This window comes from Collinsella sp. AF04-24 (genome assembly GCF_003465685.1).
Lineage (GTDB): Bacteria > Actinomycetota > Coriobacteriia > Coriobacteriales > Coriobacteriaceae > Collinsella > Collinsella aerofaciens_AP.
Genome location: NZ_QSBK01000011.1, coordinates 1 through 13,477, shown reverse-complemented (window position 1 = coordinate 13,477; position 13,477 = coordinate 1). Strand labels below are relative to the sequence as shown.

The following is a 13,477-nucleotide window of genomic DNA, read 5'->3' as shown; positions in this document are numbered from 1 at the left end:
TGTTAGGCCGCTCTATCCCTTAGTAATCCAGCTTCCACATGTAACGGCGCGTCATGTAATCCTTGTGGGTGACGGCGGAGAGCGCACGCATGTAGACGTTGTTGAGGATCGGGGCAAAGATCAGGTGGTTGAAGTATTCGCTCACGCTGTCCTTGATGTCGTTGAGGCCAAGCTCCTTGGCGTCGAGCTGATAGACGCGATCGCCACCGTACTGGTTGACGAAACGGATGCCGCGCTCGTCGTTGCAGCGGCTGCGGCCGACGCTGATGAGCTGGAACAGCGAGGTGCGCTTGTCCAGGATCTCGAAGGGGCCGTGGAAGAAGTCGCAGGTGTTGATGGTGCAGGAGTCGATCTGCAGCATCTCCTGCACGTTGCAGATGCTAAAGACGTAGGCGGCACCAAAGAGCGGGCCCTGAGCCATAACGTTGATGCAGGGCTTGTCGGCGTTCTGCTCGGCCCACTTGGCTGCGAGCGGACGGGTGTACTCGACGGCCTTGCGATAGATGGGATCGACCAGGTCGAAGGCGGCCATAGCGGTCTCGTACTCGGCATAGCCCTCGATCTGCTGCGTGAGCTCCATGGCGATCATGGTCACGACGGCGGAGTTGGTGCGGCCCATGCAGGACTCGTCGATGGCAAGGCTGTCGTACTGGATCTTGTAGTCGCAGACTTCGGTGAGGCCAGACTCGTCAACATAGATGGCGATGGTGCTGGCGCCGTGGTCCTTGGCGACCTGGGCGGCGACGATGGTCTCCTTGGTGCCGCGCATGGACACGACGACGGCCAGGGTGTTCTCGTTGACGTAGGCCGGGGTGGCGTGCACGAACTCGTTGCTGGTGTAGCTGGAGCTCACGACCTGCGTGGCCTCGTGCTCCATAAAGTACTGGGCAGGATAGTTGCCGCCGTTGGATCCGCCGGCGCCAATCCACACGACGCGCTTGATGCCGCCCTTGTCTGCCTTGTCAGCCAAAACCTGAGAGACGACGTCCTTAACCTGTTCCTGAGTAGTCATCGTGCATCAGCCTTTCTTCTCGTTTGATGCTCTTGATGGCATACAAGTTACATACATGTTTTGGTTATGTCGACTAGTTGTATGCTATATTTGTCTTAGATATTTTGCTGGTAAAGTTTTCGGCAATCCATTATCAGCGGTTTTGTTGTCATGTTGGATACATGCTTGGTTCAGTAAGCATACAGGTTAGATACAGATTGTTCGCATGAGCACTTCGTCGAAAAAGAACTTGGCCCAATACGAGCGTCTGGCGGGTACGCTGCGTGACCGCATCGCCGCCGGCATCTACGCACGCGGAGACAAGCTGCCGTCCGAGATGGAACTCATGGACGAATCGGGGCTTTCGCGCAGCACCGTGCGCCACGCGCTTAAGGTGTTAGTTGACGAGGGCCTGATTCGTACCGAGCGCGGGCGCGGCGCCTTTGTGGCCGAAACGCCAGCGCTCCACGAGAACAACCTGGTGTTTTCGAGCTACACGGCACAGGTCCAGGGCCAGGGCATGAAGCCCACCACGCGCACGGTGGACTCGGGCTTTGCCAAGGCAACGGGCAACGTGGCCAAGTTCTTCGATGCCGCCGTGGGCAGCAAGCTCGTCAAACTTGTCCGCCTGCGTTATCTGGACGATGCGCCACTGTGCCTGGAAACCACCTATCTACCGCCGAGCTTTGAGGCACTCATCGATCGCGATATCAACGGTTCGCTCTACGCCACGCTGCGCCAAGAATTCCATCGCGCGCCGGCACAGGGACATAAGACCTTTGAGGTGTGCTATGCCTCACAAAACGAGGCGTTTTTGCTCAACGTTGAGCGTGGGCAGGCGTTGATCTTGATCACCGACTACGTCTACGACACCGACGGCCGCCCGCTCCATGTCTCCAAGCGTATCCAACGCACCGACCGCGCCAAATACACCGAGCCCATCGGCTAGCGCACCAAACGAGGCAAAATGTACCTAATAAACGTTTTACCTGCGGTTTTTATTAAATCTCAAGCCAGCATGGCGCAAGTGCCGGCATCGCCTGGCAATACGCGCCGTCCAAGCTCAACTGTTCCTGCTCAGAATATCCAGCACCGTAAACCTAAGTGAGTAGATTTTTCGCGACCTGCCGAGCACACCCAAAACAGCCGCCTCCGTGACCTGCGGTTTTACTAAAACAGATACGCTTTGTGCTCGCTTTGCGCCAAAAAGTCTACTCACTTAGCTCGCAAGGCGTCCCGAAGGGACGATTCAGGTCAAAATAGCGTACGAACGCTGCACTTCTTGCGGCGATTTGATACCGCAAGACAGCCAAAAACCTGTCCCTATATGGTAGGTTTGAAACCTTGGACGACAAGTGCGGGAAACCAGGTTGGTTTGGGTTGGTTGGGCGTGCGCTCGGCCAGGACCAGCTCCATCCAGCACATGTCGTACCAGCGACCGAACTTTTGGGCGCAGCGATCGAAGGCGCCCACCAGGCGATATCCCATATGGGCATGGAAATCCTGGCTGTTGTGCGTCAGATACTCGTCGTCCTTATCGTGCGGCACGGCGATGAGCGCGCACATGCTGGTGATGCCCATCGCGACCAAGCATTGCTTGAGCGCGTCGTGCAGCCTGCGGCCCAGCCCGCCGTGGCGCACGTCGCGCGCCAGATAGATCGACGTCTCGACCGACCAGTCATAGGCCTCGCGGCTGTTAAGCGCGCTCACATAGGCATAGCCCACTGGACGCCCGTCCAACTCCATCACCAGATACGGATAGCGCTTGAGTGTACGCTCGATGCGCCCGGCGAACTCCTCAACGCTCGGCACCTCGTATTCGCAGGTTATCGCCGTCTCGCGTACATACGGCTCATAGATGGCAAGCAGCGCCGGCGCATCATCGGGCGTCGCCAGGCGAATCGTCGGCTCGGACATCTCGGGCATACAGCCCCTCCCCCACAAAAGCAAAGGCCGCCCTGCGCCAAACCCAGGCGTAGGGCGGCCCCTCGTCATTACATCAAGCTACAGGACAGCCGCCAGCGCGTCGATGTCCTCCTGCGTCGTGGCCCAGCTGGTGCAAAAGCGCACCACGGTGTGGGTCTCGTCGTACTTTTCCCAATACTCGATCGCGGCATGCTCGCGAATGCGCGCCATGTCCTCGTTGGGCAGAATCACAAACTGCTGGTTTGTGGGCGTCTCCAAGAAGAACTGGTAGCCGCGTTCGTGCAGCACGCGACGCAGCGCCTGAGCGGTCTCAATCGCCTGGCGACCAATCTCATAATACAGGTCATCGGTAAAAAGAGCCTCGAACTGCACGCCCGTCAGGCGGCCCTTGGCCAGCAACGCACCGTGCTGCTTAATGCGCGGAATGGGATGCGCCGGAGCGTGCATGCCGCAAAACACCACGGCCTCGCCGCACAGAGCGCCGCACTTGGTGCCGCCGATGTAGAACACGTCGCACAGCTGTGCCAGCTCGGGCAGAGTGAGGTCGCACTCGTCGGCTGCCAGCGCATAGGCCAGTCGGGCGCCATCCACAAACAGCGGAATCTCGCGCTTCTGGCACACCGCATGAATTGCCGCGAGCTCGGCCTTGGAGTACAGCGTGCCGTACTCGGTCGATAGGCTCACGTACACGGCGCCCGGGAACACCGTGTGCTCGTAGCTCTCGTTTTCGTAGAACACCTGGATATAGTTCTCGAGGTCCTCGGCGTGCATCTTGCCCTCGTAGCCGGGGATGGTGAGCACCTTGTGGCCGCCAAACTCGATGGCGCCCGCCTCGTGGCAGGCGACGTGACCAGTCTCAGCAGCAACGACGCCCTCGTAGGGCGCAAGCAGCATGTCGATCACCGTCGCGTTGGCCTGCGTGCCGCCCACCAGAAAAAACACGTCGGCATCGGGGGCCTGACAGGCCTCGCGAATAAGGTGCTTGGCACGCTCGGTGTGCGCATCGGTGCCGTAGCCGGGCTGCGGCTCCATATTGGTGTCGACGAGCGCCTGCAGCACCGCCGGATGGGCGCCGTGGGAATAGTCGTTGTTAAACGCGAGCATGACAATCCTCTCTTACCGGGTATCGGCCAGATGATTCAAACGGGGCTATTGTACGCCGTTGGGATAGGCAATGCGCGCGGCAAGGCACTCAAGTGCCAGCACCAGGGCAAAGCCGCAGCTCACGTCACTCAAAAAGTGCGCTCCGATCACGATGCGGCCAAAAGCGACGAGCGCCGCAACCACAGCGGCAGCCCAAAAGACCACGCGGCGGCGCGACGGCCTTTCCTTAAAGGCCGCCGCGGGAAGCCCGGCGAGCATAAGGCCGATCGCCGCGTGCGCGGTGTGCCCGCTCGCGAACGACTTAAAGCCGTCCTTGATCACGCCGGCGGCAATATAGCTCCACTTATCGGGATTGCCGATTACCCACCACGGTTGAAAATTGAGCCCCGGCGTGACCTCGATCACGCGCATGCGCGGGCGCGACCACAGCGGCTTGACGATCACGTTGAGGATAATGGCCTGAGCGACCCACACGGCAAGCACCATCAACGCCCAGCGCGTGAGCTCGTCGGGATCGGTGTCGCGTGTGAGGCGGTAGGCGATAAGGTTGGCAGCGATGACCAGCACAAACGTCAGCACCAGCTGAAACGCGATGAGTTTGCCGCCGACACGCTGCGATCCGACAATCTCGTAGCCGAGCAGGCCCACGTTGATGAGAATGCCCAGCGCGGCGAGCCACTTGCTTGCCTTGGAATCGGGGCGCACCGCTCGCACGAGCATAACGCCCGCGATGCTCGCCGTCAGCTCAAACGGTAGCTCGCCGGCCGCCTCGACAAAGCGACCGTACATGCTGCCGATGTTGAACAGCGCGCTCGAAATCTGATAATCGAAGAAACTGCCCACGCCCAGGCAGAGGGCAAGGATAACCGCGATAGCAGCGGCGTCTTTCTTATAGATGTACCCGAACATGCTTTCCTTTCGATGGAACCAGATTGCCCAAATGGGGCGTTTGCAGCGTCGACCCGTTAGTCATCGTCGCTCGCGCCCAGCTGCTGCAGCAGCATGAGCGCAGCCGCCACCGGGCCGGTGCCGTCGTTGGCATCGAGGCCGCGACCCAGGCCGCTGCCCGCGCCGGCGCCCGCCTTGTAGGGCACGGAGAGCTTGCGACTCTTGGGAAAGTTCACCGCGCCATAGCGGGTCTTTAGTTCAAAAGCCACCTTCTTGGGCACGTCGACGCCCAAAAACGTGATGCGGCCGCCACTGAGTGTGACGCTCTCGAGTCCCAGGCGCTCGCCGCGGATACGGATGCGCGCGCGGTTGAACAGGTTGAGCCCCGCCAACGGCAGCTCACCGTGCGCGGCCTCGGTCTCCTCCTGCACCTCATCGATGCTCTCCAGGTCCTCGGCCGCCGCAAGTTTGCGGTACACGAGCACGCGCTGATCCACCGCCGGCATGTACTCCTCGGACAAGAAGTAATCGGCCGGCAGGTTGATGCCCACGCTCGCCGCCTCCACGCCGGCATCGTCATCGCCGCGCGCCTCGGCCACGGCCTGTCCCAGCATCTGCGTAAACAGGTCGAAGCCCACGCTCGACAGGTTACCGTGCTGTTCGGCACCCATAAGCGAACCGGCGCCGCGGATCTCCAGGTCGCGCATGGCGATGCGCATGCCGCTGCCCAGGTCCTGGAACTCGGAAAGCGCGGTCAGGCGTGCCGTGGCCTCCTCGGTAAGCGGCAGCTCGCCTGGGAACATAAAGTACGCGTATGCCTGCGTGGCTGAGCGGCCCACGCGGCCCTTGAGCTGGTAGAGCTGTGCCAGGCCCAGGCGCTGCGAGTCCTCGATGATGAGCGTGTTGGCGGTCGCGTTGTCGATACCGCTCTCCACGATGGTCGTGGCGATGAGCACGTCAATCTTCTTGGTCGCGAACTCGATCATCACGTCCTCGACCTCGCGCGGGCTCATCTTGCCGTGCGCCACGCCCACGCGCGCCTCGGGCGCGGCCTCGTGCACGCGCGCCACGGCGTCGTCGATGGTCTTGACGCGGTTGGACACGTAATACACCTGGCCGCCGCGGCCCACCTCCAGGCGAATCGCCGCGCTCACCACGTCGGGATCGTACTCTCCCACGTGCACGATCACGGGGCGGCGCCCGGTCGGCGGCGTGGTGATCAGGCTCATGTCGCGCACGCCGCTCGTGGCCATCTGCATGGTTCGCGGAATCGGCGTTGCCGAAAGCGTGAGCACGTCAATCTGCTCGCGCAGGTTCTTGAGCTGCTCCTTGTGCTGCACACCAAAGCGCTGCTCTTCGTCGATGATCACCATGCCCAGGTTCTTGGGGTTCACGTCGGCAGAAAGCAGGCGGTGCGTGCCGATCAGCACGTCGATCGTGCCCTCGGCAAACGCCTTGAGCGCGCGCTTTTGCTGCGCCGGGGTGCGGAAGCGGCTGAGCACTTCGACCTCGAGGCCAAACGGGGCAAAGCGCTCAAAGAACGTCTCGTAGTGCTGCTGGGCCAGAATGGTCGTGGGGCAGAGCACCATGACTTGGCGGCCGGAGTCCACGCACTTAAACGCCGCGCGCAGGGCGACCTCGGTCTTGCCGAAACCCACGTCGCCGCACAGCAGGCGGTCCATGGGCTTGGGTGCCTCCATGTCGGCCTTTATGTCGGCGATAGCCTCCAGCTGGTCGCGCGTCTCGTCGTAGGGGAAGCTCTCCTCCATCTCGATCTGTTCGGGCGTATCGGGCGGACAGGCGATACCGGTAATCGAAGAGCGGCGCGTATACAGGTCGACCAGGTCAAACGCCAGCTTTTTGGCATTCTTGCGCGCCTTGTTGGTGGCACGCGTCCAGTCGGCGGTGTTGAGCCTGGTCAGGCGCGGCTTGTCGCCGTCGGGGCCAACATAGCGTGTGATGCGGTCGACCTGCTCCAACGGCACGTAGAGCTTGTCGCCGTCGGCATATTCCAGCAAAAAGTAATCGCGCTCCTTGCCGCCCACTTCCTGGCGCGCGATCTCGCTAAAGAGCGCGATGCCGTGGGTAGCGTGCACCACGTAGTCACCCGGCTTAAACGGGAAGGTGATCTGCGTAATGTCCACCTTGCGGCGGCTGCGCGCGCGGTTGGCGTCCATGCGGGCGTTGAGGTCGGCGATTGAGAACACGGCCAGGTTGGCATCGGGCACCACCACACCCTGCGGCAGGGCGGCATCGACAAAGGTTACGCGTCCGTGCGAGATGGTGGGCACGGCGGCACCGGCGGCAGCCTGGGCGGCACCCGCCTCGAGTGAGCGAGCGTTGAGCGCGTCGGCCTTGCGCTCGCGAATTGCAGCATGGGCCTCCTGGCGGGCGGCGCGATCGGCAGAATCCGCCGTTGCCACGCGCACACGGTCGCCGATAGCGCCGGCGTTTTCGGGCGCCGCGGTCAGCGATTCCTCAAAGGTAATGCCCTCGTCGCCAAAGGTGAGCTCCATCGACTCGCGCGCACCGCGGTCGGGGATGGCAAACACGCAGGCATAGCGCTTGCCCACGACCTCCTGGATGCGCGTCATAAAACGGTTGTCCGAGCCTGCGATGGCCGGCTGCTCAATCTTGAGCTCGGCCGTCACCGCACCGCCGGCACGGATGAGGCTCACATAGTTCAGGCGCTGCTGGGAGCCAAAGTCGAGTTGCTGGGCACGCACGTACAGGCCGTCCAGACGGTCGACCCCCGCCTCGCCGGCACGTGCCTCGATATCCTCGTAGGCGCGCAGGCAATCGTCGAACAGCGAGCGCGGCTCGGACAGCACCACGAGCGCCTTGCCGCTCACATGCGACAGCGGGCTCACGGTCTGGCCGTACATCACCGGCAAAAAGCGGTCGAGCTCAGGCGTGACGATGCGCGCATCCACCATCTCGAGCAGCGCCGCCAGCTTGCTGTCGTCCTGGCTGGCGCGGTAGAGCGCCACATGCATGTTGTGGACGGCCTCGTCGGTAAGCGCGAGCTCGCGACAGGGGAAGATCTCGATGCTGTCTTCGTTGCCGATGGTCTGGCCCGTTGAACTCACCATGCGGCGGATGCGGTCGATCTCGTCGCCAAAGAACTCAATACGCACGGGCGCCTTTTCCTGCGCCGGAAACACCTCGACGGTGTCGCCGTGCACACGGAACAGGCCGGGCGCGTCGGCGGCGCCGGCATTGGTATAGCCCATGCCCACCAGTCGCTGCGGCACCTCGTCAAAGGGAATCTCCTCGCCCACCGCAAAAGTAGTGGACTCCCAGTAGCGGCTCTCGACCGGCGGCACGCAGCGCAGCAGTGCGCGGGCCGAGGCGACCATGATGCAGTTGTCCCCGCGCACGATACGCCCGAGCGCCTCGCAGCGCTGGGCCACCACGGCGTCGTCGGGCGCCTGCTCGCGCCAAGGATAGTCCTTGCGCTCGGGAAAGCGGCACACGTGCGCCAGGCCCACATAGGCGGCCAGACTACGTGCGGCTCGATCGGCCGCGTCCTCGCCACTTACGATGTAGACCGTGGGGCGCGGACGACGCGCAAACTGGGCGGCGGCCATAAGCGTTCGGCCCGACTGAGACACGGCCAGCGTCACGTCCTCGCCAGAATCGAGCCCGGCCTCGACGGTCTGCAGTGCCTCGGCAGTGTAGAGCTGCGCGGCTATACGGTGAATGAGCATGCTGTTCCTCCGGCATTGCAACGCCAAAAGCCCGCCGAGGCAAGCTCGGCGGGTCGTTCGTCAAATTCGTTGCCTGTCATGGTAACGCATGGAGAGAACTCCAGCCCAAGCGTACGCCCAGCCCCGCAAAAAACGCCAGACGAAGATGCGTTCCGCCCTACCCCGTCACACGCACGCTGGGGCACAAATCTGCCAGCGGACACTCGTCGCACTTGGGCTTACGGGCATCGCAAATCTCGCGACCAAAGGTGATCCATTGGTGGTTGACCGACTCCCAATACTCGTGTGGCAAAATCTTGAGCAGATCTTGCTCGGTCTTGAGCGGCTCCTTGGCATGCGTCTTGGGGCTCAGCATCAGGCGGTGCGCGATGCGGTTGACGTGCGTATCCACCGCGATGCCTTCCACGATGCCAAACCCAACGTTGAGTACGATGTTCGCCGTCTTGCGCCCCACGCCCGGCAGCTTTACAAGCTCCTTCATGTCGGCCGGCACCTCGCCGCCGTAGTCGGCAACAATCATCTGCGCAGCCTCCACAGCATGCTTGGCCTTACTCTTATAAAAGCCGAGTGACTTAATGGTGTCCGCCACGTCGGTCACACTTGCCCCCGCCATGGCCTCGGGCGTGGGCCACTGGGCAAACAGTTGGGGCGTCACCTTGTTGACCTGCGCGTCGGTCGTCTGAGCCGAGAGCAGTACCGCAATGAGCAGCCTAAAGGGATTCTCGTGGTCCAAAAAGCACTCGACCGGTCCATAGCGGCGGTTGAGGCGCTCGCACACCTCAACGGCGCGTTCGCGTTTGGCGGCATTGGTCTCGCGTGGCATAACGACTCCTCGGCTCAGCGGCACAACAAAACTACGGGCACGATTGTCCCACGTATGGGGTCGTTACGCCTCCAAAAATGCGCCGGTCTGACGGCTCCACAGGCTTGCGTATTCGCCGCCCGCCTCGACGAGCTGCGCATGCGTGCCATCCTCGACGATCTCGCCATCCGCCAGCACCACGATGCGGTCGAGCGAGGCCACGGTGGACAGGCGATGCGCCACCACAATGGAGGTGCGGCCGCGCATCAGGTTCTCGAGCGCCTCCTGCACCAGCGCCTCAGACTCGCTATCGAGGGCAGACGTCGCCTCGTCGAGCACCAGAATCGGTGCGTCGGTGAGGATGGCACGGGCGATGGCCACACGCTGGCGCTGGCCGCCCGAAAGCTTGACGCCGCGCTCGCCCACCATGGTGTCGAAGCCACGGGGCAGGCGGTCAATGAACTCCAGGGCATTGGCCAGGCGTGCGGCCTCGCGGATCTGCTCGTCGGTGGCATCGGGGCGGCCGTAGGCGATATTCTCGCGAATGGAGCGGTGGAACAGCAGCGCCTCCTGCGGCACGTAGGCAACCTGGCGGCGCAGGCTCTGCTGCGTGCAGCGCGAGACGTCCTGACCGTCCACGAGCACGCGGCCGCCCTGCACGTCGTCCAGGCGCAGCAACAGCTTGGTGAGCGTCGTCTTGCCCGAGCCCGATTTGCCCACCAGGCCCACGCGCTGGCCCGCCGCCACATGGAGCGTCAGGTCGTCGAACACGCTCTCGCCCGCCGCGGCATCACGGTATGCAAAGCTCAGGTGCTCAAAATCAATCGCGCCCTCGCGCACCTTGAGCTCGGGGGCGTTCTCGTCGTCTGCCACCAGACGCGGCTCGTCCAGCACGCGCGTCATCTCGGCCGCATCGCCCAGCGCGCGGTTGATGCGCTGCATCATGGAGCTCACGTAGTTCAGACGCATGGTGAGGTTATACGTGTAGGTAAAGATCATGACGAGCGAGCCGGCCGAGATGCCAAACCACGCGTTGCCGCCCGCCACGAACACACTCACCACGGCCATGGTGATGACGATAAGGCCCGAGGTCGTAAAGTTGCGCTGCATCATGGCGTGCATCGAGACCGTCTCAGCGTCGCGCGCGGCACGATCGGCGGTGTCGAACAGATCGCGTTCAAAGTCCTCTCGCCCGCAGGTCTTGACGGCCAAGATGTTCGTGACCGCGTCGGACAGCACACCCGAGAGCTTATTCTGCGCGGCGGACGTCGCGGCCGAAAGTGGCATGATGCGCTTGTACATAAGCCAGACAAACGCAATGTAGACGACCATGATGCCCACCAGGATCACGGTAAATGTGGGCACCACCGGAGCGAGTGCGGCCACGGTGCAGATGACCGAGGTGATGGTGGGGATGAGCGAATACACCGTCACGTCGACCAAGCCCGTATAGCCGCTCATAAAACGGCTCGTCTGGCTGACGAGCGACCCGCCAAAGCGGCTGGTGTGAAATGTCATGGATTGATTGGAAAGCGTGTCAAAGCACAGGCGCGCCAGGTGGTAGTTGCCCGCAATCTCGAGCTTGTAGACGGTGTAGTCCTGCAGCTTGGAGAGGATTTGACCCACCAGGTTAACGAGCACGAGCGCCAGAATGTAAGGGCCAAAGACCTCGAATACTTGATCGCCTGCCACGGGGCCGGCCTGAACGCGGTCGACGATGAGGGCCATCACGTAGGTGTTGGCAAACGTGAGCAAAAAGATGTAGCCCGCCGACGAGAACACCGAGAGAAAGACGATCAGCGGCTGCGTGCGCGTGACATCCCAAAAACGCTGCAGCGTGCGGCGCACGGTTGAGCGTTTGAGCGGGCTGGTGCTTCTCTGAGACATGGGCTTCCTTTCGCGTCTGATAGGGCGAAAGGCCATTGTTGCACATTAAAGTGCGCTTTAGGCAAGTGCAATGCGAAAAGCGCCCGCGCCCCGCGTTTACGCCGGCGCGCCGCCGTCCGTTGCGGCTAGTCCTCGTCTTCCTGGCCCGCAAGTAACCCTGCGGACTCCAAGCCCAAAATCTCGTCGGCCTCCCGCACGTCTTCCAGCGCGTCGATATCCTTAAGCTTGCGCTCCATAACATTGGTGCGCGTGGTGATGATGCCCTCGACCGTTTTGCCCGCGGTCTCGATCTGCTGTTGGGCGCGACGCAGTGCTGCCTGGTAACGTGGCAGCTCGGCCTTGACGGCGGAAAGTACGCGCAGCACGTCATCGGTGCGTTTTTGCAACTTAAACGTCTGGTAGCTCATCTGCAGGCTGTTGAGGATGGCGGCCATGGTGCTGGGGCCGGCAACGTTGACGTGATAGTCGCGGCCCAGGGTCTCGATAAGCCCGGGACGGCTGACGACCTCGGCATACAGGCCCTCAAACGGCACGAACAGAATGCCAAAGTTGGTCGTCGCGGGCACGCTCAGGTACTTTTCGCAGATGTCCTTGGCCTCGCGTTTGACCATCGCATCGAGCGTCTTGCGCGCAGCGGCGACGGCCTCCGCGTCGCCCGACTCCTGGGCGTCGAGCAGATGCTCGTACGCGTCGCCCGGGAATTTGGAGTCGATCGGCAGCAGCACGGGATCGCCCTCGTCTACCGGCAGCTTGACGGCAAACTCAACACGCTCTGAGGCGCCAGGCTTGGTGGCCACGTTTTCCAGATACTGGTCGGGCGTAAGGATGTCCGCCAAGATCGCGCCCAGCTGCACCTCGCCCAAAATGCCACGCGCCTTCACATTGCCCAGCACGCGCTTAAGGTCGCCCACGCCGGTGGCGATAGATTGCATATCGCCCAGGCCCTTGTACACGGCCTCGAGCTGGTCGCTCACCTGCTTAAACGATGCAGACAGGCGATCGTTGAGCGTGCGGGAGAGCTTCTCGTCCACCGTTGCGCGCATCTGATCGAGCTGCACGTTGTTGTCCTTGCGAATGGCGCCCAGCTGGGCATCGACCGTCTCGCGCACCTTGTCCAGGCGATGCTCGATGCCTTCGCGGTTGGCGCCAAGCTGTTGGGCCGTCTCGCGGCGCAGGTCGTCCATGCGGTCGCCGGCCTGCGAGAACTCACGCGCGATGGTCAGGTAGCGTTGCTGCTCCACGGCCGCATCGGTCGCTTGCTGCTGCGCGATGGCGTTTGCCGTGCGGCGGGTTTCGGCAAGCGCGACGTTGAGGGCATCGAGCGTGCTGTTGGCCTGCTCGAGCGCCGCGAGCGTCTCCGCTTCGTTGCCGCCACGCTCTCGCAACTCGGCACGAAGACCTTTAAGCTGCAGGGCGCAAGCCACAGCAACCCCCACCGCCACCAAGGCGATCACAACAAGCACAATATCAATAGCAGACATAAACTCCGCCCAACAAACCCAATCGAGCACCAATCAAAGCCGCGATCAATCTTACCCCGCCACACACACTGGGCGCCCGGCCCCTTCTTGGGCGCCCCTCTCCTCCGCATATTCCATAATGCGGCGCGCCGTTTTCCTGCTCACCTTTGAGTCATCGCCGGCCAAGTATGCGTATACGTTTCCCTTATTCAGATTCAAATCGCGGCAGAGACCGTAGCACGTTACGCCCGATTCCCCTAGCGCCCCCAATGTTCTTTTTCGCATCAGGGCGTTGATCCTTCTGTCCGCCACTGGCTTTTCCTTCACCGCTCTATACGCACGCCAAACGTTGGCATAACGGTTAGGGAGCTCACTTTTGGCGCATAGAGACGCCATGCCACCCGCTTGATCGTACAAGGACAAAACGCCTCGGTAATCCTCTTCCATCCACGAGCCCTCGGATAAACCCAGAACGTATTCGGCTTTTCCTTGCGCCAAAGCGAGCAAAAACAGAGGCTCCGCCACGCGCGGCGCAACCGTCGTCGCCTGCTCAACCAGTTTTCTAAAACTCAGCGACTGCTGTCCGGATAGCTCCCGGCAATAGCCTTTCAAAAATCCCTCAAAAGTCAGATTCAACCGAGCACCTCCTTTTTGTATGGCTCTGTTAGACCAAGGTTGACATAAAAACGATGTCACCGCGAGGCGGTAC

At 62.1% G+C, this 13,477-nt stretch carries 10 protein-coding genes; 1 reads left to right on the top strand and 9 read right to left on the bottom strand.

Going from position 1 to position 13,477, the window contains the following annotated elements:
• Nucleotides 1-19: 19 nt before the first annotated feature.
• Nucleotides 20-1,012 carry an SIS domain-containing protein gene (locus DWV32_RS05630; protein WP_117757528.1) on the bottom strand — a complete coding sequence of 331 codons (993 nt, stop codon included), beginning with the start codon at nucleotides 1,010-1,012 and terminating at the stop codon, nucleotides 20-22.
• 205 nt (nucleotides 1,013-1,217) lie between these two features.
• Here DWV32_RS05630 and DWV32_RS05625 point away from each other — a divergent pair, with 205 nt between their 5' ends.
• The gene (locus DWV32_RS05625) at nucleotides 1,218-1,940 is read left to right on the top strand and encodes a GntR family transcriptional regulator (protein WP_117757527.1); all 723 of its coding nucleotides are present in this window, start codon (nucleotides 1,218-1,220) and stop codon (nucleotides 1,938-1,940) included.
• Nucleotides 1,941-2,314: 374 nt separating this feature from the next.
• On the opposite strand, the gene DWV32_RS05620 is transcribed toward DWV32_RS05625, so the two are convergent.
• The 8 genes from DWV32_RS05620 to DWV32_RS05585 form a co-directional block, all read right to left on the bottom strand.
• Nucleotides 2,315-2,917, bottom strand: coding sequence for a GNAT family N-acetyltransferase (locus DWV32_RS05620; protein ID WP_117757526.1), 603 nt, complete (start codon nucleotides 2,915-2,917; stop codon nucleotides 2,315-2,317).
• Between the two features lie 78 nt (nucleotides 2,918-2,995).
• A complete protein-coding gene (locus DWV32_RS05615; RefSeq protein WP_117757525.1) occupies nucleotides 2,996-4,021 on the bottom strand; it encodes a low specificity L-threonine aldolase in 1,026 nt (341 codons plus the stop codon).
• 45 nt (nucleotides 4,022-4,066) lie between these two features.
• Entirely contained in the window at nucleotides 4,067-4,930 is an 864-nt protein-coding gene (locus tag DWV32_RS05610) for a phosphatase PAP2 family protein (protein WP_117757524.1), read from the bottom strand.
• 56 nt (nucleotides 4,931-4,986) lie between these two features.
• Entirely contained in the window at nucleotides 4,987-8,619 is a 3,633-nt protein-coding gene (mfd, locus tag DWV32_RS05605) for a transcription-repair coupling factor (RefSeq protein WP_117757523.1), read from the bottom strand.
• A 157-nt stretch (nucleotides 8,620-8,776) separates the two neighbouring features.
• Nucleotides 8,777-9,442, bottom strand: coding sequence for an endonuclease III (gene nth, locus DWV32_RS05600; RefSeq protein WP_089573232.1), 666 nt, complete (start codon nucleotides 9,440-9,442; stop codon nucleotides 8,777-8,779).
• A gap of 63 nt (nucleotides 9,443-9,505) precedes the next feature.
• Entirely contained in the window at nucleotides 9,506-11,308 is a 1,803-nt protein-coding gene (locus tag DWV32_RS05595; RefSeq protein ID WP_089573233.1) for an ABC transporter ATP-binding protein, read from the bottom strand.
• Nucleotides 11,309-11,433: 125 nt separating this feature from the next.
• Nucleotides 11,434-12,789: a DNA recombination protein RmuC gene (locus DWV32_RS05590; protein ID WP_117757522.1), complete on the bottom strand. Its 1,356-nt coding sequence runs from the start codon at nucleotides 12,787-12,789 to the stop codon at nucleotides 11,434-11,436.
• Between the two features lie 51 nt (nucleotides 12,790-12,840).
• Nucleotides 12,841-13,477 (bottom strand): hypothetical protein (locus tag DWV32_RS05585; RefSeq protein ID WP_222847438.1); only part of this gene is annotated, 637 nt, incomplete at its 5' end.

Bases quoted from the DNA above. Each gene is read 5' to 3' on its own strand.
- DWV32_RS05615 (WP_117757525.1), bottom strand. From the start codon at position 4,021: ATGCTCGCGTTTAACAACGACTATTCCCACGGCGCCCATCCGGCGGTG.
- DWV32_RS05595 (WP_089573233.1), bottom strand. From the start codon at position 11,308: ATGTCTCAGAGAAGCACCAGCCCGCTCAAACGCTCAACCGTGCGCCGC.
- nth (WP_089573232.1), bottom strand. From the start codon at position 9,442: ATGCCACGCGAGACCAATGCCGCCAAACGCGAACGCGCCGTTGAGGTG.
- mfd (WP_117757523.1), bottom strand. From the start codon at position 8,619: ATGCTCATTCACCGTATAGCCGCGCAGCTCTACACTGCCGAGGCACTG.
- DWV32_RS05610 (WP_117757524.1), bottom strand. From the start codon at position 4,930: ATGTTCGGGTACATCTATAAGAAAGACGCCGCTGCTATCGCGGTTATC.
- DWV32_RS05620 (WP_117757526.1), bottom strand. From the start codon at position 2,917: ATGCCCGAGATGTCCGAGCCGACGATTCGCCTGGCGACGCCCGATGAT.
- DWV32_RS05590 (WP_117757522.1), bottom strand. From the start codon at position 12,789: ATGTCTGCTATTGATATTGTGCTTGTTGTGATCGCCTTGGTGGCGGTG.
- DWV32_RS05625 (WP_117757527.1), top strand. From the start codon at position 1,218: ATGAGCACTTCGTCGAAAAAGAACTTGGCCCAATACGAGCGTCTGGCG.
- DWV32_RS05630 (WP_117757528.1), bottom strand. From the start codon at position 1,012: ATGACTACTCAGGAACAGGTTAAGGACGTCGTCTCTCAGGTTTTGGCT.